23 protein-coding genes, 1 rRNA gene and 1 riboswitch are annotated in these 26,156 nt (G+C 50.6%); of the genes, 14 read left to right on the top strand and 10 right to left on the bottom strand.

The features are described 5' to 3' along the window. Nucleotides 1-8 precede the first annotated feature (8 nt). From JTN23_RS24045 to JTN23_RS24030, 4 genes are all read right to left on the bottom strand, one after another. Nucleotides 9-3,446: an efflux RND transporter permease subunit gene (locus JTN23_RS24045; RefSeq protein ID WP_247237657.1), complete on the bottom strand. Its 3,438-nt coding sequence runs from the start codon at nucleotides 3,444-3,446 to the stop codon at nucleotides 9-11. Nucleotides 3,447-3,540: 94 nt separating this feature from the next. Further along, a complete protein-coding gene (locus tag JTN23_RS24040) occupies nucleotides 3,541-4,674 on the bottom strand; it encodes an efflux RND transporter periplasmic adaptor subunit (RefSeq protein WP_247237655.1) in 1,134 nt (377 codons plus the stop codon). A gap of 29 nt (nucleotides 4,675-4,703) precedes the next feature. Next, nucleotides 4,704-6,122, bottom strand: coding sequence for a TolC family protein (locus tag JTN23_RS24035; RefSeq protein WP_247237653.1), 1,419 nt, complete (start codon nucleotides 6,120-6,122; stop codon nucleotides 4,704-4,706). Continuing rightward, nucleotides 6,122-6,739 carry a TetR/AcrR family transcriptional regulator gene (locus JTN23_RS24030; protein ID WP_247237651.1) on the bottom strand — a complete coding sequence of 206 codons (618 nt, stop codon included), beginning with the start codon at nucleotides 6,737-6,739 and terminating at the stop codon, nucleotides 6,122-6,124. The genes JTN23_RS24035 and JTN23_RS24030 overlap by 1 nt, the downstream gene beginning before the upstream one ends. 418 nt (nucleotides 6,740-7,157) lie before the next feature. Here JTN23_RS24030 and JTN23_RS24025 point away from each other — a divergent pair, with 418 nt between their 5' ends. Together JTN23_RS24025 and JTN23_RS25895 are read left to right on the top strand one after the other, a co-directional pair. Then, the gene (locus JTN23_RS24025) at nucleotides 7,158-8,651 is read left to right on the top strand and encodes a type III PLP-dependent enzyme domain-containing protein (RefSeq protein WP_247237649.1); all 1,494 of its coding nucleotides are present in this window, start codon (nucleotides 7,158-7,160) and stop codon (nucleotides 8,649-8,651) included. A 145-nt stretch (nucleotides 8,652-8,796) separates the two neighbouring features. Continuing rightward, nucleotides 8,797-8,925 (top strand): hypothetical protein, encoded by a 129-nt coding sequence (locus JTN23_RS25895; protein ID WP_262918654.1) that lies wholly within the window; start codon nucleotides 8,797-8,799, stop codon nucleotides 8,923-8,925. Here JTN23_RS25895 and JTN23_RS24020 read toward each other — a convergent pair. Further along, nucleotides 8,922-9,515, bottom strand: a complete 594-nt coding sequence (locus JTN23_RS24020; RefSeq protein WP_310586746.1) for a D-glycero-alpha-D-manno-heptose-1,7-bisphosphate 7-phosphatase — start codon at nucleotides 9,513-9,515, stop codon at nucleotides 8,922-8,924. The two genes, JTN23_RS25895 and JTN23_RS24020, sit on opposite strands and share 4 nt — an antisense overlap. Before the next feature lie 94 nt (nucleotides 9,516-9,609). On the opposite strand from JTN23_RS24020, the gene JTN23_RS24015 reads away from it, so the two are divergent. Next, complete coding sequence (locus JTN23_RS24015) at nucleotides 9,610-10,005, top strand: VOC family protein (protein ID WP_247237644.1); 396 nt, start codon at nucleotides 9,610-9,612, stop codon at nucleotides 10,003-10,005. A gap of 3 nt (nucleotides 10,006-10,008) precedes the next feature. Here JTN23_RS24015 and hemE read toward each other — a convergent pair whose 3' ends face one another. Continuing rightward, nucleotides 10,009-11,037 (bottom strand): uroporphyrinogen decarboxylase, encoded by a 1,029-nt coding sequence (gene hemE / locus JTN23_RS24010; protein WP_247237643.1) that lies wholly within the window; start codon nucleotides 11,035-11,037, stop codon nucleotides 10,009-10,011. Nucleotides 11,038-11,128: 91 nt separating this feature from the next. Between hemE and JTN23_RS24005 the strand changes: the two genes are divergently transcribed. Beyond that, nucleotides 11,129-11,638, top strand: a complete 510-nt coding sequence (locus tag JTN23_RS24005; RefSeq protein WP_247237641.1) for a DUF4442 domain-containing protein — start codon at nucleotides 11,129-11,131, stop codon at nucleotides 11,636-11,638. A gap of 44 nt (nucleotides 11,639-11,682) precedes the next feature. Further along, nucleotides 11,683-12,159 (top strand): DinB family protein, encoded by a 477-nt coding sequence (locus JTN23_RS24000; RefSeq protein ID WP_247237640.1) that lies wholly within the window; start codon nucleotides 11,683-11,685, stop codon nucleotides 12,157-12,159. Nucleotides 12,160-12,162: 3 nt separating this feature from the next. Here the strand turns inward: JTN23_RS24000 and JTN23_RS23995 are convergent, their stop codons facing one another. After that, complete coding sequence (locus JTN23_RS23995) at nucleotides 12,163-12,426, bottom strand: DUF167 domain-containing protein (RefSeq protein WP_247237639.1); 264 nt, start codon at nucleotides 12,424-12,426, stop codon at nucleotides 12,163-12,165. 94 nt (nucleotides 12,427-12,520) lie between these two features. Continuing rightward, complete coding sequence (locus tag JTN23_RS23990; protein WP_247237638.1) at nucleotides 12,521-14,977, bottom strand: TonB-dependent receptor; 2,457 nt, start codon at nucleotides 14,975-14,977, stop codon at nucleotides 12,521-12,523. A gap of 118 nt (nucleotides 14,978-15,095) precedes the next feature. Then, nucleotides 15,096-15,191: riboswitch (TPP riboswitch) on the bottom strand. 244 nt (nucleotides 15,192-15,435) lie between these two features. Between JTN23_RS23990 and JTN23_RS23985 the strand changes: the two genes are divergently transcribed. From JTN23_RS23985 to JTN23_RS23970, 4 genes are all read left to right on the top strand, one after another. Continuing rightward, nucleotides 15,436-16,380, top strand: a complete 945-nt coding sequence (locus tag JTN23_RS23985; protein ID WP_247237637.1) for a ring-cleaving dioxygenase — start codon at nucleotides 15,436-15,438, stop codon at nucleotides 16,378-16,380. Nucleotides 16,381-16,475: 95 nt separating this feature from the next. Further along, nucleotides 16,476-17,111, top strand: a complete 636-nt coding sequence (locus JTN23_RS23980; protein ID WP_247237636.1) for an alpha/beta hydrolase — start codon at nucleotides 16,476-16,478, stop codon at nucleotides 17,109-17,111. 19 nt (nucleotides 17,112-17,130) lie between these two features. Continuing rightward, complete coding sequence (locus JTN23_RS23975) at nucleotides 17,131-17,427, top strand: muconolactone Delta-isomerase family protein (protein ID WP_247237635.1); 297 nt, start codon at nucleotides 17,131-17,133, stop codon at nucleotides 17,425-17,427. A 95-nt stretch (nucleotides 17,428-17,522) separates the two neighbouring features. Continuing rightward, entirely contained in the window at nucleotides 17,523-17,972 is a 450-nt protein-coding gene (locus JTN23_RS23970) for a barstar family protein (RefSeq protein WP_247237634.1), read from the top strand. Here the strand turns inward: JTN23_RS23970 and pnuC are convergent. After that, complete coding sequence (pnuC, locus tag JTN23_RS23965) at nucleotides 17,969-18,580, bottom strand: nicotinamide riboside transporter PnuC (RefSeq protein ID WP_247237632.1); 612 nt, start codon at nucleotides 18,578-18,580, stop codon at nucleotides 17,969-17,971. The genes JTN23_RS23970 and pnuC overlap by 4 nt on opposite strands. Before the next feature lie 225 nt (nucleotides 18,581-18,805). On the opposite strand from pnuC, the gene mfd reads away from it, so the two are divergent. Beyond that, entirely contained in the window at nucleotides 18,806-22,153 is a 3,348-nt protein-coding gene (gene mfd, locus JTN23_RS23960) for a transcription-repair coupling factor (RefSeq protein ID WP_247237630.1), read from the top strand. A gap of 104 nt (nucleotides 22,154-22,257) precedes the next feature. Then, nucleotides 22,258-23,508, top strand: a complete 1,251-nt coding sequence (gldJ, locus tag JTN23_RS23955; protein ID WP_247237629.1) for a gliding motility lipoprotein GldJ — start codon at nucleotides 22,258-22,260, stop codon at nucleotides 23,506-23,508. Between the two features lie 43 nt (nucleotides 23,509-23,551). On the opposite strand, the gene JTN23_RS23950 is transcribed toward gldJ, so the two are convergent. Continuing rightward, nucleotides 23,552-24,247 carry a ComF family protein gene (locus tag JTN23_RS23950; protein ID WP_247237628.1) on the bottom strand — a complete coding sequence of 232 codons (696 nt, stop codon included), beginning with the start codon at nucleotides 24,245-24,247 and terminating at the stop codon, nucleotides 23,552-23,554. A gap of 84 nt (nucleotides 24,248-24,331) precedes the next feature. Here JTN23_RS23950 and JTN23_RS23945 point away from each other — a divergent pair, with 84 nt between their 5' ends. The 3 genes from JTN23_RS23945 to JTN23_RS23935 form a co-directional block, all read left to right on the top strand. Next, nucleotides 24,332-24,685 carry a carboxymuconolactone decarboxylase family protein gene (locus tag JTN23_RS23945; RefSeq protein ID WP_247237627.1) on the top strand — a complete coding sequence of 118 codons (354 nt, stop codon included), beginning with the start codon at nucleotides 24,332-24,334 and terminating at the stop codon, nucleotides 24,683-24,685. Beyond that, complete coding sequence (locus tag JTN23_RS23940) at nucleotides 24,685-25,032, top strand: hypothetical protein (RefSeq protein ID WP_247237626.1); 348 nt, start codon at nucleotides 24,685-24,687, stop codon at nucleotides 25,030-25,032. Before JTN23_RS23945 ends, JTN23_RS23940 begins: the two co-directional genes overlap by 1 nt. A gap of 1,044 nt (nucleotides 25,033-26,076) precedes the next feature. Beyond that, a 16S ribosomal RNA gene (locus tag JTN23_RS23935) occupies nucleotides 26,077-26,156 on the top strand; the annotation flags it as partial.

The raw sequence follows: 26,156 nt of genomic DNA, 5'->3' as shown, positions 1-26,156 counted from the left end.
TACGGCTACTATACAGTAGGGGCAGCTTCCAGTTCCTTCTGATGGGCTTCGGCACCCTTGTTCTTCCGGAACCACTTCTCCCGTATCCGCTCATTGACGTAGTACATACAAGGTACAATTACCAGCGTAAGTACCGTCGAGAACGTCAGACCGAAGATGATGGTCCAGGCCAGGATGTTCCAGAAGTCGGCGCTGTCGCCACCAATGATCAGGTGGGGATCCAGGTCACGGAATAGCCCGACAAAATCAATGGTTAAGCCCAGAGCCAGTGGTATCAGACCCAACACCGCCGCGGAGGCCGTCAGCAGTACCGGATTCAGACGGATAGCACCGCCTTCGATAATCGCATCACGCAACGGATAACCGCGCTCACGCAGCTCATCAATAAACTCAATGAGCAGGATACCGTTTTTCACCACAATACCCGCCAGGGCTATGATACCTACCCCGGACATAATCACCGAGAAGGTCATGTCGAAAAGCATAAAGCCTAACAGTACCCCGATCAGCGATAGTACAATGGTAAAGAAGATAATGAAAGGCTTCACCACCGAGTTGAACTGGGTAGCCAGGATGAGGTAGATCAGCAGAATAGCCGCTCCGAAGGCTCCCATCAGGAACTGCATCGACTCCTGCTGGTCTTCCTGCTCACCGCCCATCTTGATGGTATAGCCGTTAGGTACTTCCATTTCTTCCACAACATCCTGGATCTGCGCTACGATCTCGTTGGCGTTATAGCCGGGTAGTACATCTGATCCGAGCGTTACGATACGCTCCTGGTCCTTACGGTTGATCTGACTGAAGGTAGTCGAATACCGTACATTAGCCACCGACGTGATAGGTACCTGACGAAGCGCACCACCCGAATTCATGTCGCGGTACACGATGTTGAGGCTCAGGAGCCGCTCGATCTGCTCGCGGTCGTCCTTCTTGAGGCGTACCATAATGGGGTACTCATCCTGCGTATCGCGGAACTTGGATACCTCTGTACCAAACAGCGCGGTACGTACCGCAAAGGCAATCTGCTGTGAGCTGATGCCTTCACGCTGGGCTTTGTCACGATCAATATCAATGGTGATCTCGGGCTTATTGGTCACCAGATCCGAACGGAGCTGATCTATACCTTCTATACCTGACTCGTTGATCTTCTTCATCACATCCTTTTCCAGCTGCTGCAGGACCGTGAACTCATCCCCCAGGATTTCAATGGAAATAGGCTTACCCGTAGGCGGGCCATTGGCTTCGCGCTCCACCGAGATTTCCGAACCCGGAATACCCACCAGCGCTTCGCGTATCTTGATAAGCAGTTCCTCGGTAGAACGGCCATCGCGCTCTTCGTTTGGTACGAAAGCCACTGTCACCTTGGACTTGTGAGGCGTGGCCGAACGGTCAGGATTAGACGGGTCACCGGCATTCTTACCTACGTTCGAAATCACGGAGTTGACCATAGACATGGCTTCATTCTTCTCCAGTACCGCAAACACCTTCTTCTCTATCACTTTGGTCACCGAGTCAGTGATCCGGGCATCCGTTCCGACCGGGAGCTTATTATATACATACACATAGTCAGGCTCGCCGCTGGGGAAGAAGATCACCTTAGGCTTGACGATACCCATCATAATAAATGTAAATATCAACAGTACCACCATGGTGGCGATGGCTCCTACCGGCCTCCATCCCTGAATCACCCAGCTGATCACCTTGCGGTAATTGTTCTTAAGCGCCGGTAACAGCCGGTCCTGGAAAGGTACCAGGATACGGGGCGTCAGGATGTAGTGATTGAATATATAAAGAGCCAGAATGAACACCAGGAAGTTACCAATACCCCGGTCGATGAAGTACCCAATCAGAGCGGCGGCTCCCAGTACGATCACAGGGCGGCGAATGGCTCTGAAGCTAGTATCCAGCTTTTCTTTCTCCTCATCATGCCGTCCCATAAACGATACGGCAAATACCGGGTTCATGACGTAGGCGACAAAGAGCGAAGCCATGAGCGTCAGGATCAGCGTCAGGGGCAGGAACTTCATAAATTCACCTACTATACCCGGCCAGAACAACAGTGGGAAGAAAGGTGCGATAGTTGTAAGGGTACCTGACACTACCGGTACAAATACCTCCCCGGCCGCTGCCTTTACCGCCTGCATAATGGTCCAGTCTTTGTGCTGGTTGAAGAGGCGGTGCGTATTCTCGATAACCACAATGGCGTCGTCCACCACCAGACCGATACCCAGCAGGAACGCAAACAGTACAATGGTATTAAGGGTGAAGGCAGTACCTACCATAGGGCCGATGATGGGCATTAGTACCACCGCCACCAGCGCCGACAAGGGCACCGACAGTCCCACGAAGATCGCGTCGCGAACCCCCATGAAGAACATCAGGATCAGTACCACGAAGATAAAGCCCAGTACTACGGTATTGATCAGGTCATGTAGTTCGGCGCGGGTACGCTCCGACTGATCCGCCGTAATCCGGATGTCCAATCCCTGCGGAAAGCGGTTACCTTGGTACTCCTCTATGGTACTTTCAATACGATCTGATGCCGTAATGAGGTTAGCACCGGCGCGTTTGATCACGTTCAGGGTTACCACCGACTTATTATCCAGGCGGGCAAAGTCCTGCTGCTCCTCAAAGCTATCCACTACCTCGGCCACGTCGCCCAGGCGTATCACGGCTCCGGTACTGGTACGAATACGCAGGTTAGCGATCTGGCTTACCTCATTGAACTCACCCTTTACCCGCAGCGTACGGCGTACGCCGTCAACATTCAGATCACCGCCCGATACGTTAATATTTTCGCCCTGAACCGCCGTCTGAATATCATAGAAGGTCAGACCGGAGCTCTGCATGCGGGGCAGGTCCACGTTGATCTGTACCTCGCGGTTGAGGGCACCTACTATGTCCACCCGGCTGATCTCGGGCATAGCCTCGATGGCATCCTGCAGGTCTTCGGCGTACTCTTTTAATTGCTTGAGGGAGTAGTTACCGGCCATGTTGATGTTCATGATCGGGAACTCCGAGAAGTTTACATCCTGAGCCGTCGGACCCGAGTCCAGCTCCTGGGGCAGGTCACGCTTGGCCTTATCAATGGCGTCGCGTACCCGCTGCAGCGCCACGGGTACATCCACATCCGGGTTAAACTCTACCAGGATCACCGATACGTCCTGCAGGGCGTTGGACTTGATGCGCTTTACGCCCGATATGGACTTCAGCTGCTTTTCGATGGGTTTGTTGATGGTGTTTTCGACATCAGCCGGGGCTGTACCGAAATACACTGTATTGATGTACACCTGCGGGATCTTGATATCCGGAAACTGCTCCTTAGGCAGGTTGTTGTACACCATTAGCCCCGCCAGTGTGATGATAAACGTAAAGATGTAGATGGTAGTCCGGTTCTCTACGCACCAGTTGGTGAAGCCGAGGGTTTTGTACTCGTTAAATTTCATTGTTTTTCGTGATTAGCTCCTCCCGGTGCGCACCGGGAGGAGGTGTTGTTTTTTACTTTCTCACAACTGCACGTAATCCAGGTCCTTACTACCCTTAGTAGCTGATGGCCTGTCCGTCGGCTATCTCCTGGTAGCCCAGCGTTATCAGCTGGTCACCGGCCTGAAGCCCTTCTACTATTTCTACCTGTCCGTTATAGCTCAATCCGGTCTTGACGGTTCTGGCTTTGGCTACCTTCCGGCTACCTTCACTGGCAGCTACGTACACCACCTGACCTTTCTCCGTACTTTGTACCAGGTTCTGGTCTATTACCAGCGCATCTTTCTTCACAGCATCGTTGATCTGTACCTGCGCCAGCATATTAGGCTTGATGTCGCTGCTCGATGGCAGATTGGCCTCAATGGTAAAGGTACGGCTGAGCGGGTCAACGGTAGTACTTACAAAGTTTACCCGGGCGTTGTACTCACGGTTCAGGTCCGGAAACTTGATGATCACCTCGTCGCCCTTTCTGACGCTGGCTACGTAGGCATCGGCTACCTTGGCTACTACTTTGAGGTTGCTAAGGTTGACGATACGGGCTACGCCCATACCGGGCGAAGCCATTTCACCTACCTTTACATTAACCTGATCCACTACGCCGGCGATGGGAGATACCACCCGGGCCTGCGATAGCTGCGTATTCAGCGTAACCAGTTTCTTTTCGAGGGACTCTTTATTGTTCTTGGCCTGGAGGTACTGCAGTTCGGTGCCTATCTTCTGATCCCACAGGTTTTTCTGCTTATCATATAGCGTATTAGCCAGCGAAAGCTGGTTCTTTACCTCCTCGATAGACTGGCGCAGGATGCTGTCGTCAACCCGGGCCAGTACGGTACCGGCCTTTACGTAGTCACCCTCTTTGACAAGCATAGCGGTGACGGCACCTCCCATCTGAGGTGTTACGAGTACGTTATTCTTGGCGTCTACGGTACCCTGTACCTCTACGTAGTGGCGGAATGTGTTGTTGGTAAGCGGGGTTACAGTCACCGCCTTTACACGGGCTTCGGCCGCCTTGGCCGGCTCCAGTTTGGCCAGTTCGCTTTCGAGCGACTTTATTTTCTTATCCAGTTCGCGTTGCTCGGTCTTGAGCTGAGCCAGCTCTTCACGCTTGGCTTCCACACCTTCCTTCTTTTCACCCGAACAGGCCGTCAGCAGGAGAGTAGCTGCGGCAACTATGATGATAGTACTTTTCATAAGTGTATGACTAGGAGTTTCTGTAATTTTTAACGCTGTTGTATCTGAGGAGTAGTTGTAGCAGGGGTGGTAGAGCTCGTGGAAGTTACCGGGGTATCGGCATAGAGTACGCCCAGTGCCATGCTCAGGTCTACCTTGGCAATGAGCAGGTCGTACAGTGCCGCGTAGTAGTTGGTCTGGGATTCCCGGAACGACGACTCCGCATTGATCACCTCAATGTTGGACCCGACGCCCTCCTGGTACTTGATCTTGGTGACGCGTACCACCTCCTGCGCCAGTTCTACGTTGCGGCGCTGCGTCTCCAGGGTTTGCAGGAAGTTGCGGAGATTGATGTTGGCCTGCTTGACCTGTAGGTCTATCGACTGCTCCAGCAGGTTCTGACCTATCTTTACCTTATCCAGTGTGATCCGGGCCTGCTGCAGACGGTAGTGCTTCGACATACCATCGAAGATCGGGATCTGTACGTTGATGCCCAGCATGGAGTTGTTGAACCAGCGGGTCGAAAACAGGTCGCCCAGATCGTTGCGGCCGTTGTTATGACCGTAGGTAAGTACTCCCCCCACCGATGGCAGGTACTCACTTCGGATGTTCTTGATATCCAGGTTGGCGAGCTTCTCCTGCGTCCCCAGTATTGAGTACTCCACGCGGTTGGTGTAGTTGATCACTGCCTCTGAGGCAGCCCTGATTTCTTCCAGGTCTACCTCGGTGATTTTATCTTCCAGGTAGATCTTCTCGGTCAGGGGCATACCCATCTGGTACTTCAGCAGCTCGTAGCTCAGCTCGATCAGGTTCTGTACCCGCTGCCGCTCAGTGCGGAGGTTGTTGAGCTGTACTTCCAGGCGGGTTACGTCTATAAGCTCCACGAATCCGCTTTCGTTGAGGATGCGGGTTTCGCGCAGGAGCGTATCCAGCCGGTTGAGGTTGAAGTCCAGTACCTTGGCGCGCTCTTCGGCAACCAGGGCCGAGTAGTACGCTTTGGTCACGGCTTCCGCCACCGCTACTTTCGACTGCGCTACATTTTTCTGAGCCAGCTCCCGGTATGTGGAGGCCGCTTGCAACCCTACCAGATACGAACCGTTGAATATCATCTGGTTGAGCGATACCCCAACGTTACCGGCATACTTTACACCAAACTGGGCTGCGATGGGTGGTGCGTCTTCAGGAGCAGTTGGATCAGCAAACTGGGCAGGTAAGAATACCCTTTGTATAATAAGGTTATCTGTAAAGCCCATCTGACCACTAATCTGAGGAAGTCCCATAGCACGAATCTCGCCGATACGAGCCTCGGCCGACAGCGCATCCAGCTGCGTGTTCTTTATGTTAAGATTCTTGCTGAGCGCGTAGTTGACAGCCTCCTGGAGCGTAAAATTCTGAGCCCGGAGTGGGCCTATACTTATCAGCAGGGTCAGTGCCAATAATCCATTTCGTAGTTGTGTTACATGTTTCATTAGTTTTTAATTTCGATTACTGGTTGGTCTACGTATTGATTATATAGTTGAAATCCTTTCTCGGTCAGCAGTCCCCGCAGGAAGTGGTGTAACATCTGAATCTGCACGTCGATTGGATTGAATTGATTGGGAGGAAAGATGGACGCATCAAAAGCCATCTCTATCTGCTCAATATGGAGTCGCGCCATCATGTTTACATTCAGATCCTGCCGGTATAGTCCCTGTTGTATGCCTCTTTCCAGATTCCAGCTTACCCCCTTTATGATATATTGGTGCTTGTGATTCTGAAATAGCTCCCACCCCTTGTGACAGTACTTCTTGAGGTCAAAGAGTAGCACCGGATTTACATTGTTCCTCTCTCTCTGCAGGCACCTCGACACCTGAAGCATTTGCTCAATCGGGTTATCAGCCTCCCGGTCTATATGCTCCATGTCTCCTCTTAACTTCTCCAGCTCATGCTTTATAACCTCTTCGACAATGGCCTCCTTGTCCTCGAAGTGCTGGTAGATGGTCTTCTTGGATATACCTATCTCCCTGGCAATATCATCCATGGTGACACTTTTGACCCCATACCGCCAGAACAAGTCCATGGCTACCTTTTGTATCCGCTCTTTCACTAATTGCTCTTTCTTTAATTTTTAGGCAAAGAACCGAGGAAACTTTTTAATAATTCTGAGTTTCCAAATTATTTTCAGGTGGATCGTGTTTATACTAATGTATTGGCATTATTCAATGATAAGCGGTTGAATAGGAGGTTGAATGGCTAATATTTTACTAACAAAAAATAGGATTATTTAAGGCTGCACTTGATCATTTAAAAACAAAGCTAAAGCGGCTGATAGCCCCTGTTCAACCTGAAATAGACGAATACATGGTTTTAGCTTATGAACCAGAAAATATTAAGGATAAAATGAGCGGGGGGGAATGATTTATGTTGTAGCTGTGTTTGGAAAAGACGTGGTTTTTGGGGAATTTCGCGTCCCTTAACTGCGAAGGAAATCAACGAATTAACCATTTTATGCACTGAACTGAAGGATGAAAAGCTACATTGACCTGATTCAGCAGACGTTTGAGTTTCCTACCATGGAGTTCAACGTTGACAATAATGAATTGCTGTTCAACAATGTACCTCTGATGGATATCATCAAGGAACATGGTACCCCACTTAAACTGAATTATCTTCCCAAGATTGGAGAACATATCGAAAACGCCCGGATGTTTTTCCGGAACGCTTTTAAACGTCATAACTATAAGGGAAGCTATACGTATTGTTATTGCACCAAATCGTCACACTTTAGTTTCGTGCTGGAAGAGGCGCTGAAACACAATATACATATTGAGACTTCTTCCTCTTTTGATATACCTATCATCAGGGAGTTGTATCGTCGGGGTAAGATCAATAAGTCCACCTTCATCCTGGCCAATGGCTATAAGCGCCCACGCTACACGCAGTACCTGAGCGAGCTGATCAACGAAGGATTTAACTGTATACCCATACTGGATAACCTGAAGGAGATCGAGTCGTATGAGCAGCAGGTGACTGCCGATACCCTGAACCTGGGTATCCGGATTGCTACGGATGAAGAGCCAAACTTTGCATTCTATACCTCACGACTGGGTATCCGGTATAATGATGTGCAGCAACTGTATAAGGATAAGATTGAGCCCAACCCACGGTTTAAGCTCAAGATGCTGCACTTCTTCATCAATACCGGTATCAAGGATAGCGCGTACTACTGGAGCGAACTAACCCGCTTTATGTTTAAGTACTGCGAGATGAAGAAGATCTGTCCGGATCTGGACTCGATTGATATCGGCGGTGGCCTGCCCATTCAGACCTCGCTGCAGTCCAACTACGATTATCAGCAGATGATCGATGAGATCGTAGAGAACATCCAGTGGATCTGTAACAAGAACAACGTACCTGTGCCGCATATCTTCACCGAGTTTGGTAGCTATACCGTAGGGGAGAGCGGCGCGGTGATCTATAAGATCATTGACAAGAAGCTTCAGAACGATAAGGAGCTCTGGTACATGATCGACGGCTCGTTTATAACGCAGCTGCCCGACTCGTGGGGTATGAACCAGAAGTACATCATGCTCCCGATCAACAACTGGGATAACCCGTACCAGAAGGTAAACCTGGGTGGTCTGACGTGTGATTCTCAGGATTTTTATAACACCGAGATGCACAGCGCCGACCTGTACCTGCCAATATTCGGCGACGATGAGGACCAGTACATTGGTTTCTTCCATACGGGTGCCTACCAGGAGTCGCTGGGCGGGTACGGAGGTATTCAGCACTGTCTGATTCCGGCGCCAAGGCACGTACTGGTAGATCGCGACGACGATGGCCGCATTACTACCCGTGTATTTGCGGATGAGCAGGACAGCGAGAGCATGCTCCAGATCCTGGGCTTCCGCGACGAGTCGTATGTACGCTCGGACAGCAACAACAACGGTAATGGTAAAGCCTCCAAAGCCCAAGAGGATGAATCGGTTATAGAAATGGCTGATTCAAAAAATTAAGGCTTCCAGATAAGGTTGAAGTGATGTAACTCGTTATATAAAAAGAGTCAGTACTGACTTACGGTACTGACTCTACTTTTATGTTTATGGCATTATCTTTGTGTCTCAAATCCAACCTGATATATCTCTAACTATACTTCTTACGATGAAAAAGGTGTTATTACTAGCGGCTGTTGGTGGAATGTTGTGGATGTCGTCCTGCGCCCGTAAGGTGTGCCCGGCCTATGGCTCTACGCATAAAGTGGAGAAAGCAGTCTCTCCTCAGCGCGCCTAAGCCTTTGGCTGAGCTCCCTGCTCAACGATCAGACGTGCTGCTTCCAGCAGATTAAGTGCCGTATAATCACCCGCCGGGGTATCTCCCTCGGTCAGGATGTGTATGGTACGTAAGCCTGCTTTCTGTCCAGCCTGCATATCACGCGCCCGATCGCCAATCATCCATGATTGAGCCGGATCTATATTGTACTTGGCCATAGCCCGCTCGATCATGAGCGACTCCGGCTTACGTGACAGTGAGCGGGTGGTATGACGTTCGTGGTGGGGGGCAAAATAAATATCATCCAGCAGGCTGTCGCACTCTTCCTGCATCCGCTGGTGAATAGCGTGTACAGCTTCTTTTCCGTACATTCCCTTAGCAATACCCGCCTGGTTGGTCACTACTATGAGTAGGTAACCTGCCTCTTTCAGCATCTTTATCCCTTCCGCCATTCCATCCGGTATCACCAGGTCCTCAAGCCGGTGCATATAGTCACCAATTTCTTCGTTGAGGACGCCGTCCCGATCCAGGAATACGCATTTACTAACAGGCCTTTTATCGGTTTGTTTCATAGTTTCTGTTGCTGTTTTGGCTTTAACCTGAGCAGATATCTCATCTTTATAAGAGCTTCTTTTGTATCTTCATAACACTCGGCTGCCAACCTGGTTATTCTAGGAACACAAATCCCACTTACCCCTGCCAGCTATGCAGTTTACTCAAATCAAGGAAACCTGCCTGTATGTTAGCAATCTGGAACAATCTCGTGCCTTCTACCAGGGCCTCCTGGGGCTGGAGGTTATTTCCGTGGTAGAGGGTAGCCACGTGTTTTTCCGGGCGGGTACCTCTGTACTACTATGTTTCCTGCCGGAGGTATCTCGGGCCAAGCAGTCGCCGCCTCCGCACTACGCCGAAGGCAGGCAGCACATTGCTTTTGAAGCACCCGCCGGACAGTATGATACCCTGCTCCGGGCTATTCAGGAACAGGGTATCAATGTGTACCACCACGAAGTATGGGCACGTGGCGCCCGCTCTTTCTACTTCGACGACCCCGACGGGCATGTGCTGGAGGTAGTGGAGGCCGGTATGTGGGACCCTTCCTGACGACTACTTCGCCGAAAACTCCTTTACCGCCTCTATGAAGCAACGTACCTTATCCGGATCGGTATCGGGGTATACACCGTGCCCCAGGTTAGCGATGTAGCGCTGGGTACCGAAGGTATCGACCATCTTCTTCACCTCCGCCCGGATCTGATCGTAGGTAGCGTACAGTACGCACGGGTCCAGATTGCCCTGCAGGGTCTTGTTCGGAATGAGCTGGCGCGACTCGGCGGCATCCATATTCCAGTCCAGACCTACTACCTGGCAGTTCAGCTCGCCAATCTCCTGACGGGCAAAGAAAGCGCCCTTGGCAAATACTGTTACGGGTACTTCATTGATCGCATCACATATCTGCTTGATGTAGGGCAGGGAGTACGTACGGTACTGGTCCGGTGACAGGATACCCGCCCACGAGTCAAAGATCTGTACCAGGTCGGCACCGGCTATTACCTGCGCTTTCAGGTAGGCAATGGTACTATCGGTAATCTTCTGAAGCAGGGCGTGGGAGAACTCCGGATCTGTATAGAGTAGCTTTTTGGCTACGGAGAATGTCTTGGAGCCTTTGCCTTCGGTCATGTAGCAGAAGATCGTAAAAGGCGCCCCGGCAAAGCCAATCAGAGGTACCCGTCCGTTAAGGTCACGCTTCACGATGCGGATAGCCTCTAGTACATACCCCAGGTCTCCCTCCGGATCGGCTACACGCAGCTGATCCAAATCGGCGGAGGTACGTACCGTCCGTGGAAATACCGGTCCGCGCTGCTCCACCATCTCGTAGGGGAGGCCCATGCCTTCGGGTACTACCAGGATGTCCGAAAATATAATGGCGGCATCCACACCCAGTAAGTCTACAGGTTGGATAGTTACCTCAGCGGCGAGTTCAGGCGTTGTAGCCAGTTGGATAAAGCTACCCGCTTTTTCGCGTACAGCCCGGTATTCAGCCAGTATACGGCCCGCCTGACGCATCATCCATACAGGCGTACGCTCTACCTCTTCGCCTCGCGCCGCCCTTAATAGTAAGTCATTCTGTAAGTTCATACTGCAAAGGTAGTCAGAAAGGGATTGCCCCCGCCAACCAAATCTTTTAATAAATTTTAGTTAGATTTCCCCTCTAATTGATCCTGACCCTATGAGTACCCAGTTCACTAATGATCTTCAGCGCACCGTACGGCGGTTTATGGAAATGCCAAAACCACTACGCATGCCCATGCTTTCGTACGCTATTGGCAATGTAGTACGGTATGTAGGTACCACCGGCATCCGGTTTGAGACCATGAATGAGCGGGAAGTGGTGGTAGCGCTGTCTAACCGGAAGAAGGTACAGAACCACATCAAGCAGATACACGCCGGAGCTATGATCCTGCTGGCCGAAACAGCCTCGGGCATGGTAGTGGGTATGAATGTAGCGGATGATTCGGTACCGGTGATCAAGAGCATCAAGGCTGATTTTGTGAAACGCTCCAAGGGAGCTATGCAAGCTACCGCCCACCTGACCGATGAGCAGATTCAGTTGATCCGGAGTACCCCCAAAGGAGAAACGACCGTAGAAGTGAAGGTCGTAGACGCCGAAGGCAAGGAGCCTGTTCTGGTGGAAGCGGTATGGGCCTGGGTACCCAAGCAGCGCTCCAATACTAAGTAGTACTACAATCAATTTGTCATAATTCTGACCACACCTATATGGATATGGATTCACTATTTCTTCTGAAAAGCATCAAGTACCACAACCATAAAGTCGCTAAGGCCACTGAGGGGGTTACTCAGGCCGAGGCGCTCTTTCGTCCTTACAGCTCCGCTAACTCGTTGCTATGGGAGATGGGGCACCTGGCTTTCTTTCGCAATAGCTGTATAAAGTTGCTGCGTCCCAACGAACCTCTGCAAAAGCTGGAAAACGAAACCACCCTATTCAGCTTTGGCTCCTCTATCCAGACCGCTGAAATCTATCCCCCGCTGGAGGAGATCATAGCTGCTTTCCTGCAACGGGGCGAGCAGATCCAGCAGCTACTTAGTGAGGTGTCGCAGGAACACTGGCAAAGCAACAGCCCCATCAACTTTCCGGGAGGTACTACGGTAGGTGAGCAGATCGTATCCCTGATGCTGCACGAGGGCCTACACGTAGGCGAGCTAACTTATATCAGTACGTTGATCAGGCGGCTGCGGTAGGAGTTAGCCGCATACAGCAGCGAGTCGCACTCTCACGACTTCCTCGGCTGCCTCAATTTCCAGACGCTTGTGCGGATTGGTAAATCCTGATACTATGTCTACCGACGATCTGGGCAGCCCTAACTGTTTGGCCAGGTACTTTACCAGATAGTCGTTGGCCTTACCATCCTGAGCCGGTGCCTTGATCCTGACGTTCAGCAGCCCCTGCTCATCATAATACAGCTGATCCAGCTTACTTCCGGGTTTTACTTTGACATTAAGCGTCATTGGCTGTTCGCGACTAGTTGTTGATAAAAAAGCGCCGACAGGTACCTGCCGGCGCTTCAAGTTACTAAGATACTAGCTTATCAATGTGTTGTGGTTAGAACCGCAGATCTACACCGATCATATAGTTACGGCCGGCCTGCGGGTAGTAGAAGTTCTCCTGGACAAGCCCACCGGCGATGTACCCGTAGGTATAGCCATTCGATTCGTATTGCTCGTTCAGGACGTTATTCACCAGTGCCTTTAGCACCAGCTGCTTGGACCATGACGGCGTGAGCGTCCAGGTCAGGCGGATGTCGTTGGTCAGGTACGGGTCCAGGCGACGGCCTTCGTTGGACGTATTATCCAGGTACTGTTTGCTTACGTACTTGGTCAGCAGGGTCAGCTCCACATTCTTCGTGGGTAGGTACGAAAGCTGGCTGGCTGCGATCAGGTTGGGTGAGAACGATATATCCGTGTTGCCGTGGGTGATGGTCTGGTAGCCGCCGTTGTCGTAGTCTACGATGTACTCCGTAAAGTTGGCGATCTTGTTCCGGCTGAAGGTAGCATTGGCGTTCCATCTCCACCGGTTGCTCAGTGCTACGGCACCTTCCAGCTCAATACCCATCCGGTAGCTATTGGGTACATTCACACGGATAGAGTTACCTACGTCATTGACCTGCCCGGTCAGCACCAGCTGATTCTTATAGTTCATGTAGTAGTAGTTGGCCGCAAATGCCCAGCGTCCGCGCTGCGTTCGGAAGCCAGCTTCCAGATCCCGCAGCGTTTCGGCCACGGGCCGGATATCGGTAGTAGCTTCGGTGAAGTCGTCTCGGTTGGGCTCGCGGTTACCGATGCTATACGAGGCATAGGCGGTACTGGTCTCCGACAGCTGGTACGTCAGACCCGCCTTAGGATTGATGAAGGTAAAGTGCTCATCAAAATCGTGCTGGCGACGCTGATTGTCATCACCGGCTACGATATAATCCACGGTACGTACCTGTACATCTCCGTAGGCATTCAGCTTCTCCGTCAGCTGGTAGTATACCTTGCCGTAGAGGTTGAAGTCTGTTTTCTGCCCCCGGTTGTAGTAGTAGGGGTGACGGATGTTGCCGGTGCTGGCGTAGCGCGCCCATATTACTTCACCATGGTGATCATTATCGAAGTAGTTAAGTCCCCCGCCTAAGTTAGCCGTCAGCTTTTTGAAGCTGTTGTAATCCAGCGAGAAGGTAGTACCGTAGAAGTAGTTATCGAGCCAGCGGCGACGGATCAGGTCGGTGCGGCTGATGGTCTGCTCGCCGATCACTACATCCGGTAGTTTATAATTCCTCAGCCGGTCATTATCACGATACTGCTCAAAGAAGCCCCGGCCGCGTACCAGAAAACCGTTCAGGTTAAGGGTCCAGTTGTTGCTGAGCGTGTGTGACGATACCAGCTGGTAGTGGTCCTGCTGGTAGTCATCCACCTCGTTGTCGTAGGTATAGTAGTTGTAGGTACGGCTGTCTGAATTGAGCAGGTTCTGGGCATCACGCTCGTTGAGGCCGTTACGCTCGATGTACGCCAGCATACCTTCGCGATCCCCCCGCAGCCGCGACTCGGGAGTACCATACCACGACTGGTACGTAAGCTCTTTACCCGAAAAGGCATTGAACCGGATGAAGCTTTTCTTGCCGAAGTACCCGCCCGACAGGTAGAATGACTTCAGGTTGGAAGAAGCGCGGTCAATAAAGCCATCCGAGGCAATACGCGACAGGCGCGCATCTACCGTGAATTTTCCATTCAGGAGTCCCGTTCCGGCCTTAATGGTATTACGCAGGGTGTTAAATGAGCCGAAAGAGTTGTTCAGCTCCGCGTAAGGTTCAGCCCTGAATTCACTGGTATTGACGTTAACGGTGGCCCCGAAGGCACCGGCTCCGTTGGTAGAGGTACCCACCCCGCGCTGGATCTGAACACTACTGACAGAAGACGCAAAATCCGGCATATTCACCCAGAATACGCCCTGGCTTTCGGGGTCGTTATACGGTATCCCATTGATGGTTACGTTGATGCGGGTAGCATCGGTACCCCGGATACGAATACCCGTATACCCTACACCTGCTCCCGCGTCGGAAGTACTTACCAGCGAAGGGGTGAAGTTGAGCAGGGCTGGTATATCCTGTCCGAAGTTCTGCTTGTTAAGAGCCTCGGCTCCTACGTTGGTGTAGGCCATACCCGTACGCTCATTGACCCGCGTAGCACTTACGATTACTTCATCCGCCGCAAATATGCTGCGGTTGAGTCGAATGGTTAGTGGAGAGGTGGCCTGGGCAGAAGCTACCGATAGCCGTATCGTCTCAAAGCCTACATAGGATACCTCCAGTACCTCTACATTGGCAGGAATATTGGTGAGAGTAAAACGGCCGGACTCGTTGGTAGTGGTACCACGTACCTCACCAGCCCGAATGGCTGCACCAGGCAGTGGGCCTCCGGCTTCGGCATCAATCACCTGGCCCGTAACAGTCACCTGAGCCAGGGTAGTAAGGGCTGACAATAATCCCATTGTCAGCATAAAAAGATAGATCGTAACTTTTCGCATTGCGATTACTAGTTAACGAACAGGCAAGGGGCCAACCCATCCTTTGGTAAAATGTACTTTAAATGAAATCAGCTAAACGAACGATAGTTGCCGCAGAGGTAGGTCTGTTGCTACAAGAGCTTGATTAGCTTTCTCTCCCTTCGCCGGCATTATCCGGATCAGGTGCTATGGGTATGATCTCAGCCCGTCAGGTAGGGCACCCCTTATGAGATTTTGAGCTGCAAAAGTAGGGTATGTTACTAAGTAAACAACATTGAAGAGCCAAATTTGTTACCTCCTGATAGAGTACCTATAATTGATCGTACCTTTCGGGCTGTGGTTTGTACCATCTTATTACCACCTGGGGTTAATTTCGGTACTGCTACACTTGTATGAAAAGATCGGGCAGGTGGAATGAACTAAACCAATCAATTGTATGTATTTACATTAAATGTAATAACATATAATCTCTCATCCCTATGAACACACTGATTAACGGCATCCACCACGTCACCTCACTGGCTAGCGATACCCAGCGCAATGTCGACTTCTACGTAGGTATACTCGGCCTACGTATGGTCAAAAAGACCATCAACTTTGACGCGCCCGACGTCTACCACCTGTACTACGGCGACGAAGTAGGCTCACCAGGTTCTATACTTACGTTCTTCCCCTACGCCGGACTATCCCGCGGACGCAAAGGAGGAGGACAACTGACCTATACCGCATTTTCGGTACCGGCAGGTTCATTGGACTATTGGATGGACCGGCTCACGCAGTTCAATATACCATTTAGCGGCCCCTACGTGCGATTCAATGAAAACTACCTGCGCTTCGAAGACTACGATGGTATGGGAGTAGAGCTGGTAGCCAACAGCGAAGACCAACGCCCAGGCTGGAACAATGGCAAGATACCACAGGAGCACTCGATCCGTGGCTTCCATACCGTTACCCTCAACGAGTTCCGGCTGGATGATACCGTATCTCTGCTTACCGATGTGATGCAGCATACACTGGTAGCGGAAGAGACCGACCTGTTCCGGTTCCAGGCGGGTGCGGGTGGTAGCGGCTCCTACGTAGACGTACGTTTTTCGCCCAAAGACGTAAGAGCACTACAGGGCGCAGGCTCGGTACATCACCTGGCCTTTGCCACCGAATCAGACGATACGCAGCTCGAGATTCGGGAGAAGTTACTAGCCGAAGGTTATAATCCTACGCACGTACTGGACCGTAACTACTTCCACAGTATCTACTACCGCGAGCCGGGTGGAATCCTGTTTGAGATTGCTACCAATCCTCCGGGCTTTGCCATTGATGAGCCCGTAGCCGAGCTGGGTACTACGCTCAAACTACCCGAATGGTACGAGCCGCGGCGTGCACAACTTGAGGCGCAGCTACCCAAGATTGTAGCCGAAGCCAAATAACCCGGTACTATACAGCTCATACAGGCAGGGGAGGGGTATTCACTCTTTCCCTGTCTTACATAAAGAAACTATAGCTACTCGCTAACTACCTACCTATGGTACATAATCCTGATAATATAGCTACTGCCGGAGCCAGGCTCGAAGAAGCCAAAAGAGCTATGGTGATGGTACACGGCCGGGGCGCCTCTGCTCAGAGCATCCTGTCGCTGGCTGAGTACCTCCAGGCCGACGATATGGCCTATATAGCCCCCCAGGCTTCTCAAAACACCTGGTACCCCTACTCGTTCCTGGCGCCCATGGCCCAGAATGAACCCGGACTTTCATCCGGCCTGGAAGTAGTACGCACGCTGGTGGATCGCCTGCACAACGAGTACGGATTTGCCTACAAAGACATCTATCTGCTGGGATTTTCGCAGGGAGCCTGTCTGGCGCTGGAGTATACTGCTCGTCATCCTCAGTCGTACGGGGGGGTGTTTGGCCTGAGTGGCGGCCTCATTGGCCCGGAAGGAACTCCCCGCAACTACGAAGGTACTCTGGAAGGTACTCCCATATTTCTGGGATGCAGTGATATCGACTCCCACATCCCAAAGGAACGGGTACTTGAGTCAGAGACTATATTTAAAAACATGAAAGCTAACGTATTAGCAAAGCTTTACAAAAATTTTGGCCATTCCATCAACGACGACGAGCTAAATATTGTTAATAATGTACTGGCAAATGCCACATTCTAACAATTAACCTTGTCATCATATGAGCCAATACATGGTAGAGATCGCACTTACAGAGGTTATGACGGAGGGATTTGCTGAGAAAATACCTGCCCAGCGTCAGAAAGTAAACGAGATGATGGAGCAGGGAGTACTAACATCTTATGCTTTGGCCGAAGATCGCTCCAAACTCTGGTGCATCGTAAAGGCCGATAGTGAGTATGAAGTGATGTCCATTTTATCAGAGTTTCCACTCATTGACTACATGGACCTTGCCATTTCAGAACTGATGTTCCATAACATGGTAGCACTAAGGCTCCCACTTTTCTCATTGAATTAACCTTTTGTATATGATCCAGAAGCCCTCCAACACATACGGACGGGCTTTTGGTTTTTTAAATATCTTTGGCTTTCAACTCATGCTACTTTGTACCTATGGAAAAAACTAACTTTCTACTCGCCAAAACCGAAGTCAATCCAGTCACTGTTCTGCCCGGGTGGTATGTCGCGGTTATAGATGGAAAACAGACCACTACCTTAAAGGCCTTCTACGAGCAGATAGCCCAGTCGCTGGAGTTTCCGGAAGAGTTCAGCCACGATCTGGAGTCGTTTGATGAAATGATCAATGATCTGGAGTGGATTGAAGAAGATAAAGTAGCCATCTACATCCGTAACAGCAATGAATGGCTCTCACGCGAAAAGTCTGACGACCGCCTCCTGACGATCATCGACCTGCTGGATGCTACCGCCGAAGACTGGAAATGGATGGACGAGGAGGAAGAAGAGGACGTATCACGCAAAGAGCTGTTGATTGTGATAGAGGACACGCCCCGTATCCGTACTTTACTCGAAGACCAGGAAATTCCCTTTGGTACGCTCGACTAACGTCGGTCGTTAAGTATGGCGCGCCTCCACTGAATGTACCCCATCAGGGCCAGAGCCAGAAATACCACATATAGCAGGGCCGTCAGGTGCAGGCCCTTGTATGCATACATGCCTACGTAGCAGGCATCAGCCACAATCCACACCAGCCAGTTTTCGAGGTACTTGCGGGCCATCATCCACTGCCCGATCAGGCTGGCTGCCGTCAGGGCTGAGTCCAGGTAGCTCAGGCTGGCATCGGTGTAGCGGTTGAGCAGGAAGCCCCACAGCAGGGTAGCTGCCACAAACAGGGCCGAAAAAATACCGTACAGCGTCCGTGGTGTAGGTGTTACGGGTAGTTCCTGCCGGTTCTCGCCCCCGTAGAGCCACATCCACCAGCCATAGATACTCGTCACAAAGTAGTACCCCTGCAGCCCCATATCGGCATAGAGCCTCACCTGCCAGAATACTGCCGCGTAAAGTACCGCGTTGATGATCCCAAACAGCCATCCGAGCACGTTCTGCTGGGTGTTGAGGTATACACAAATAGCGCCCGTAACGAAGCCAAATATTTCGAGAGGAGTAGTAGTCAGTCCTGCCAGGGAGAGGGTTTGGTTCAGCCAGTCGAGCATCTAAAGGTTTGTATGTTAATTTTGTGTTTTAGAACCGGTAAGGTGCAACAAAAGTAAAAAAAGCATTGTTACTCTTCTGCCGACGGGAAAAAAGCGCCCGTCGGCTTTTCGCGTTTTTATTTCGGATTTAAAGCAGCAGGATCATATGGTCAGCGGCCTCCTTAGTAACTGTTAGCCTTTGGCTCTTTATCCTGCGTCCTTATTACTATATACAATACTAGTCCCTTGGAAGTAAAAGATTTCATAACCCTATACGGCGGAGACAGCTACATACAGCTTCTTGCAAATAAGATTGAATCTAACTCTCCCGCCGACGCACACGTACAGATTAAGGGCCTCATCGGTAGCCTGGATGCTGTAGTAGCAGCCGCTCTACACCAAAAGCAGCCACGGCCGGCCCTGTACATCCTGAGCGACCGCGAAGAAGCCGCTTATTTCCAGAACGACCTTCAGAACCTGCTCGGAAAGGAAGAGGTACTCTTTTATCCGACCTCTTACAAGCGCCCCTACCAGTACGAGGATGTAGATAACGCCAACGTGCTGATGCGTGCCGAGATCCTGAACAAGCTGAATGTTGCCAAGCCCGGCCCTTTGCAGATCGTTACCTATCCCGAAGCACTCTTTGAGAAAGTAATCAATAAGCGCTCCCTGCTGGCCAATACCTTCTCGGTAAAGGTAGGGGAGAAGCTCGATCCAACCTTCCTGACGGAGTTTCTGAACGGCTATGATTTCGAGCTGACGGATTTCGTGTTTGAGCCGGGGCAGTTCTCGGTACGTGGAGGTATTCTGGATGTGTTCTCCTACGCCAGCGAATACCCGTACCGGATCGAACTCTTCGGTGATGAGGTAGAGAGCCTCCGCTCCTTCGACCCGGATACGCAGCTATCGGTCGAGACCGTGCAGCAGATTAATATTATTCCGGATATTCAGCAGAAGCTCACCTACGAAACCCGTGAGCCCTTCCTGGACTTCCTGCCCGACCACGCGGCCCTGTGGTTTAAGGATACGGAGCTGACCCTCGAGATCATCGAAAACTGTTTTGAGAAAGCCGAGCAGGCCCTTGCTGCCGCCACGGGAGGAGGTATCCAGATCGTGTCTAACCCGCAGGATTTGTTTGAGACGCGTCGTACCTTTCTGAACCACATCAAGAAGTTCAAGACGGTGGAGTTCGGGCGTCGTTTCTATTTCAAGAATGAAAGCCGGACCGTTTATACATCCAGGCCGCAGCCCTCGTTCAATAAAGATTTCAAACGACTGATCGATGATCTGTCCGAGAATCAGTCCAAAGGCTTTACAAATATCATAGCCGCCGAGCAGCCCAAGCAGCTCGACCGTCTGGAACGCATCTTTGCGGATCTGGACCCGTATATCAAGTTCCAGCCGCTCAACATATCATTACGTGAGGGGTTTGTGGATGAGCAGCTCAAAGTGGTCTGCTATACCGACCACCAGATCTTTGCCCGCTACCATAAGTACCGCCTGAAGGAGAAGTTCAGTAAGTCCAAGGCCATCACCCTTAAGGAGCTGCGGTCTCTGCAGCCCGGCGACTTCGTTACCCACGTCGACTACGGCATTGGCCGCTTTGCGGGTATGGAGAAAGTGGACGTAGGCGGCAAAGAACAGGAGGCCATCCGGCTCATCTACCGCGACAACGACCTGCTGTACGTGAGTGTGCACAACCTGCACAAGATCGCCAAGTACACCGGTAAGGAAGGTGCCCCGCCTATTATGAGCAAACTGGGCTCGGGCGATTGGGAAAACAAAAAATCACGCGTTAAGAAGCAGCTCAAAGATATTGCCCACGAGCTTATATCGCTGTACGCCAAGCGGCGCGAGGCGCAGGGCTTTCCCTACTCCCGCGATAACTACATGCAGGCCGAGCTGGAATCTTCCTTTATTTACGAAGATACCCCCGATCAGGCTAAGGCTACCAATGATGTTAAAGACGACATGGAAAAGCCGTATCCAATGGATCGACTGGTGTGTGGTGATGTAGGCTTTGGTAAGACAGAGGTAGCCGTTCGGGCGGCCTTCAAAGCCGTATGTGACAGTAAGCAGGTGGCCGTACTGGTACCTACTACTATCCTGGCTATGCAGCACTACAAGACCTTCGCGGAGCGACTGGCCGACTTCCCGGTACGGGTAGGGTACATCAACCGTTTTAAGTCAACTAAGGAAATCAAGGATACTCTGAAGCAGGCGGAGGAAGGCAAGATCGATATTCTGATAGGTACCCACCGCATCCTGAACAAGGACGTGAAGTTCAAGGACCTGGGCCTGCTTATTGTCGACGAAGAGCAGAAGTTTGGGGTAAAGGCAAAAGATCGCCTGAAGGAAATGCGTGTAAACGTAGATGTACTGACGCTTACTGCTACGCCTATTCCGCGTACGCTTCACTTCTCGCTGATGGGTGCCCGTGACCTATCTGTCATAGCTACGCCGCCACCTAACCGTCAGCCCGTGACCACAGAGGTACACGTGTTCAACGAAGAGTTTATCCGGGATGCTATCAGCTACGAGGTCAACCGGGGGGGCCAGGTGTTCTTTGTGCATAACCGCGTCAACGATATTGAGTCCATTGCCAATATTATCCTGCGACTGGTACCGGATGCCCGCATTGGGGTAGCCCACGGCCAGATGGAAGGCGAGCAGCTCGAGCGGGTCATGATGCGCTTCATTGAAGGGGAGTATGATATTCTGGTTTCGACCAATATCATCGAGTCAGGTATTGATATACCTAATGCCAATACCATCATCATTAACTCGGCACACATGTTTGGCCTTTCGGATCTGCACCAGATGCGCGGACGCGTCGGACGCTCCAACCGCAAGGCTTTCTGTTACCTGCTTACACCGCCTATCTCGGTACTTTCCAATGATAGCCGCAAGCGCCTCCAGACCCTGGAGGAGTTCTCTGAGCTGGGTGATGGCTTCAAGGTAGCTATGCGTGACCTGGATATCCGTGGTGCCGGTAACCTGTTAGGAGCGGAGCAGAGTGGATTCGTCAACGACCTGGGCTACGAGATGTACCACAAGATCCTGGACGAGACGGTAAAAGAGTTGAAAGAAACAGAATTTAAAGACTTGTTTGCCACAGCACTGGGCGTACCTCAGGACCTGCTGCCCGACTGTCAGATCGAAACGGACTTTGCCGTATTGATTCCAGATCAGTACGTGAAAAATATTTCGGAGCGACTCTCGTTATATACTCGTCTTGACAACACTAAGAATGAGGAAGAACTGGCTGCCTTCGAGGCCGAAGTCATCGACCGCTTTGGTCCGATGCCGAAAGAGGTCAAGGACCTCCTCAAGACAGTTCGCTTGCGCTGGGAAGCCGAAAGCCTTCACTTTGAAAAATTGACGCTGAAAAACAATACCATGAAAGGCTACTTCGTTTCATCCCAGAACGACAACTTCTATCAGTCAGCCAAGTTTGGCAATATAATTGATTATATACAGAAGCATCCGAAGCAAAGCTCGCTGAAAGATGTGAAAGGCAAGCTGATACTTACCTGCTACGAAGTTAAAAGTCTGGACCAGGCTCACCAGCTACTTCAGGAAATGAGCAGGTAAATTAATTTTTCGCAATTAGTTAGATCAGTAATTTATATTTGTTGTTTGTTACAATTTGAAAAGTACCTTTAATTATAAAAGCCACAATAAAAGCAATGACTTGCATGCGTAGTATTGGTATCCGGTCGCTGGCGTTACTACTTATGGTTCTGGCAGTTGCCAGCTCCTGTAAGAAAAAAGAGCCAACTAGTCTAAAGCCAGGCAAAACCAGCTCTAAAACTGGCTTGTCGTATAACACAGAGGATGGTTTTGAGGTGAAGCAATACAAAGCTTTACCGGCCGGTCCTGACCTGGTGTTCATTGAAGGAGGTCGTTTTACAATGGGATCGCTGGAAGAGGATGTTATGAACACTCGTGACAACCTGGAGCGTACCGTTAGTATTCAGTCCTTCTATATGGATGAAACCGAGGTCGCTAACATTCACTACCTTGAGTATCTGGATGCCGTTCAGCGCGACTCTTCTGAGGAGTTTTATCGTAAGGCTCTTCCTGACACTGCTGTATGGTACAACCCCCTATCCTTCAATGACTCGTACGTAACCATGTACCTGCGTCACCCGGGCTTCCGTCTGTATCCGGTAGTAGGTGTATCATGGGTACAGGCTAATGACTACTGTACATGGCGCTCCAATGCCGTGAATCAGTCGATGGCCAGCAAGGGTACTACCATTGATGGTAAGAAAAAAGGCTTCTCACTGGGTAAGAGGAAGAATTCAGAAGTTGCTGCTGAAACCGCCGCTGCTTCCGATCCTGCACAACTTTCAGTAGAAAGTGGCTACGTGCTACCTCCTTACCGCCTTCCAACAGAAGCCGAATGGGAGTACGCCGCCAAAGGTATGATTGGTACTCAGTATGCTGACGAAAACCAGTCTAACCAGCGTATCTATCCCTGGGATGGCTCTACTGTACGTCAGCCTCGCGGCCGTAAGCAAGGTACTATGCTAGCCAACTTCAAGCGTGGTCGTGGTGACTACGCCGGTATCGCGGGTCGTTCTAACGACGGTGCCATCATTACCCAAGAGCTACGCTCTTACCCTGCCAATGACTACGGTCTGTACGATATGGCTGGTAACGTAAATGAGTGGGTGTATGACGTATACCGTCCTCTTTCTTACATGGACTTCGCCGACCTGAACTCACTGCGTCGCGATGGCTACATGGACGAAGAGAAAAATTACGATACCAAGAATAGCAACTCTCTGGTGAGTGACCGCCTGCGTGTATACAAAGGAGGTTCATGGTCTGACGTAGCCTATTGGCTATCTCCAGGTACCCGTCGCTTCATGGATCAGGATTCTGCTACCGCTATGGTAGGTTTCCGTTGCGCCATGATCGCCACCGGTCGTAACAAATAAGACCAGACAGATCTGATACTATAATAATGACAATAGCCGCCGCTCAGATTTGAGCGGCGGCTATTGTCATTATATACACCGTACAATTCAGGCCTTTCATGGCTTCTACACAGGCATCCAGGGTAGCTCCGGTGGTAAGTACATCATCTACCAGTATGACCTTCTTACCTTCAACCGCCTCTTTCTGCTCTACTCTGAATACGCCGCTCATGTTCTCGTAGCGTTCCACCCTGCTTTTGCCGGTCTGCGTTCTGGTATAGCGGGTACGGATCAGTACCGTTCCCGACCACGGAATCCCCGTTGCTTCCGAAAGTCCTTTCGCAAAAGCATCACTTTGGTTATACCCCCTTTCTTTTAGCCTTCGGGGATGCAACGGTACACTTATAATCAGGTCAGCCGGCGGCAGCTGATTTTGCTCTATCAGCTCCTGCCCGTACATCAGACCCAGTAACCTGCCCACCTCCTGGTTACCCTTGTATTTAAGAGCGTGTAGTAACTCCTGTACTTTTCCTTTTTTTGTGAATACCAGAAAAGCAAAAGCGTCTTGTACGTCAGGATTGCCTATGAACTTGCTTTTCACCGAAGTGCTGATGATACTATCCTGACTCAGGCGGGGTAGCGTGATCCGGCATGAGGTACAGACTGTTTCCTCCGTGCCTACCAGCGCCTTGCCACAGGCTTCGCAGCAGCGCGGAAAAAGAAGATCCAGGAAATCAGACCAGTAACGCGATAGCTTCATCCCTGGTAAACTCTTTATCGACCCAAACCGTTAGGAAAATACAGTTTAAAATTTAGACAGACCATAAAACTACAACCAGATACTATGAGCCTTGTACAAGACTTCAATGACTACCGCAGCCGGATGAATGATAAGATTATGGATTCGGACAATCTTATTTTGAAAAGAATCTTTAATCTGGATACCAATTGCTATGCTCCCGGTGAAGTAGATCAGGTCACCAAAGAAATGATCGGCCTGGCCTGCTCGATGGTCTTACGTTGCGACGACTGCGTTAAGTACCACTTAGGCAAATGCAAAGAGCTGGGCGTATCGGATAAGCAGATGCAGGAGGTATTCTCTATTGCTACACTGATTGGCGGTACTATTGTTATCCCTCATTTGCGCCGTGCCTTTGAATATTGGGAGGCTCTGTCATCAGAAGAATCACTATCATAATGGAAGACGAACAGCCACTAGATGTCCAGTGGGAACAACTACTGGATACGCTGGAACAAAACATAGGCAAACGCCCCGGTGATTTGAACAGCGTCCTGTTCCTGATAGGAGTACAGGAGCTGGGCCAGGGAATAAAGCATTTTACAAAAGAGCAAAAGCAGGATTTGATGCATATTGGCATCTGTAAGATCCTTAGCGTATCCGGGTACTATGAATATGAAGGTACGGATGCCGACGGCTGGCCACACTGGCGATTGGTCACACCCTTACCCGCCGGAGACCTCCTGTCGCAGGAACTACTACTGAAAATCCACGTGCTGGAATATTTCAAGAGCAATGACCAGTAAAGTTTAGAAAAACCTTCTGCGAACGAGAACCAAAAGCCCTACCAGCGGCGTTACCATATTACCTAAACGAGAAGGCCCTTGTCCAACAAAGACAGGGGCCTTTCTTCGGCTACAAGGACTCCCTTACAAAGCCAGTGGCAAGGACCTGGGGAAGTAACACTAGTGTTATCTTCCCAGTCCTCTGGCGATGTGAAACCTCTAAGAAATCTTTATTTCAAGGGGAACTTCACGAAGAGTAACCCTTGTTATACTTCTGGTCCCGCTACTAAATCGGGGCCCTTTCTCCTATAAGAAGAGAAAGTCCTACAAAAACTTCCCGAGCTAAGGAACTACCAGAGCATCTACCGATGTTCTTTCTTAGGCTCCGACAGGGAAGTAAAAGCCCATCAGCCGCTTTACCCTCACCGTATGAGGTACTTGTGTAAACGCTGAAAAAATATCTGCTAAAACACTTGCAGAAGATGTGGTGGACCTACTACTTTTGCACTCCCAATCAACGGGAAGCAGGCAGGACAGACGGTCCGGCCGGGGCACCAAAAACCCACGTAGTAGTGAAGCAAAAAGTTCTCCATTAGGAGGAACTAAACCAAGCACCAGCGCCGTTATAATAAGGCGCCATGAAGGTAAAGCAGCCAGTCTTCCTGGCTCCACTTCCACGAAGCGATTGAGGTGTCTGAAACAATCCAGCAGGATATACATAAGCCAGAAAGGCTGAGACAGAGAAGAAAATCTCAGAAAATATTTTCGGCCTCTTGTTTGGAAATAAGAGAAGCTTCTACTACTTTTGCACTCCCATTCAGGAAATGAGTGAGAAGTTGAGAGTGAAAAATTAAGAGTAAAGAGTAAAAAAGCAGCTTAGCTGCTATAATACACAGGTAAGACAGACGGTCTTAACCAACTAGTTCAGAAGGAAGAAGTCCTGACGAGCAACGTTCTTTGGCTTAGTGAGAAAAGAGCAAGTAATGCAAGCAGCGTTGTATGAGACAAGTACAACAACAGCTAGTTAGCTACTTTATGTAATGGCTAGACTGAATACAAATATTTACAATGGAGAGTTTGATCCTGGCTCAGGATGAACGCTAGCGGCAGGCTTAATACATGCAAGGCGAGGGGGCCGCAAGGTC

This window comes from Telluribacter roseus (genome assembly GCF_017355915.2).
Lineage (GTDB): Bacteria > Bacteroidota > Bacteroidia > Cytophagales > Spirosomataceae > Telluribacter.
The sequence above is the reverse complement of the archived record's forward strand: the minus strand, read 5'-3'. Positions and strand labels throughout refer to the sequence as shown.

What these genes read in the sequence shown, in the direction of transcription:
- JTN23_RS24045 (WP_247237657.1), bottom strand. Translation starts at nt 3,446, where the DNA reads ATGAAATTTAACGAGTACAAAACCCTCGGCTTCACCAACTGGTGCGTA.
- JTN23_RS24040 (WP_247237655.1), bottom strand. Translation starts at nt 4,674, where the DNA reads ATGAAAAGTACTATCATCATAGTTGCCGCAGCTACTCTCCTGCTGACG.
- JTN23_RS24035 (WP_247237653.1), bottom strand. Translation starts at nt 6,122, where the DNA reads ATGAAACATGTAACACAACTACGAAATGGATTATTGGCACTGACCCTG.
- JTN23_RS24025 (WP_247237649.1), top strand. Translation starts at nt 7,158, where the DNA reads ATGAAAAGCTACATTGACCTGATTCAGCAGACGTTTGAGTTTCCTACC.
- JTN23_RS25895 (WP_262918654.1), top strand. Translation starts at nt 8,797, where the DNA reads ATGAAAAAGGTGTTATTACTAGCGGCTGTTGGTGGAATGTTGTGGATG.
- JTN23_RS24015 (WP_247237644.1), top strand. Translation starts at nt 9,610, where the DNA reads ATGCAGTTTACTCAAATCAAGGAAACCTGCCTGTATGTTAGCAATCTG.
- hemE (WP_247237643.1), bottom strand. Translation starts at nt 11,037, where the DNA reads ATGAACTTACAGAATGACTTACTATTAAGGGCGGCGCGAGGCGAAGAG.
- JTN23_RS24005 (WP_247237641.1), top strand. Translation starts at nt 11,129, where the DNA reads ATGAGTACCCAGTTCACTAATGATCTTCAGCGCACCGTACGGCGGTTT.
- JTN23_RS24000 (WP_247237640.1), top strand. Translation starts at nt 11,683, where the DNA reads ATGGATTCACTATTTCTTCTGAAAAGCATCAAGTACCACAACCATAAA.
- JTN23_RS23995 (WP_247237639.1), bottom strand. Translation starts at nt 12,426, where the DNA reads ATGACGCTTAATGTCAAAGTAAAACCCGGAAGTAAGCTGGATCAGCTG.
- JTN23_RS23990 (WP_247237638.1), bottom strand. Translation starts at nt 14,977, where the DNA reads ATGCGAAAAGTTACGATCTATCTTTTTATGCTGACAATGGGATTATTG.
- JTN23_RS23985 (WP_247237637.1), top strand. Translation starts at nt 15,436, where the DNA reads ATGAACACACTGATTAACGGCATCCACCACGTCACCTCACTGGCTAGC.
- JTN23_RS23980 (WP_247237636.1), top strand. Translation starts at nt 16,476, where the DNA reads ATGGTACATAATCCTGATAATATAGCTACTGCCGGAGCCAGGCTCGAA.
- JTN23_RS23975 (WP_247237635.1), top strand. Translation starts at nt 17,131, where the DNA reads ATGAGCCAATACATGGTAGAGATCGCACTTACAGAGGTTATGACGGAG.
- JTN23_RS23970 (WP_247237634.1), top strand. Translation starts at nt 17,523, where the DNA reads ATGGAAAAAACTAACTTTCTACTCGCCAAAACCGAAGTCAATCCAGTC.
- pnuC (WP_247237632.1), bottom strand. Translation starts at nt 18,580, where the DNA reads ATGCTCGACTGGCTGAACCAAACCCTCTCCCTGGCAGGACTGACTACT.
- gldJ (WP_247237629.1), top strand. Translation starts at nt 22,258, where the DNA reads ATGCGTAGTATTGGTATCCGGTCGCTGGCGTTACTACTTATGGTTCTG.
- JTN23_RS23950 (WP_247237628.1), bottom strand. Translation starts at nt 24,247, where the DNA reads ATGAAGCTATCGCGTTACTGGTCTGATTTCCTGGATCTTCTTTTTCCG.
- JTN23_RS23945 (WP_247237627.1), top strand. Translation starts at nt 24,332, where the DNA reads ATGAGCCTTGTACAAGACTTCAATGACTACCGCAGCCGGATGAATGAT.
- JTN23_RS23940 (WP_247237626.1), top strand. Translation starts at nt 24,685, where the DNA reads ATGGAAGACGAACAGCCACTAGATGTCCAGTGGGAACAACTACTGGAT.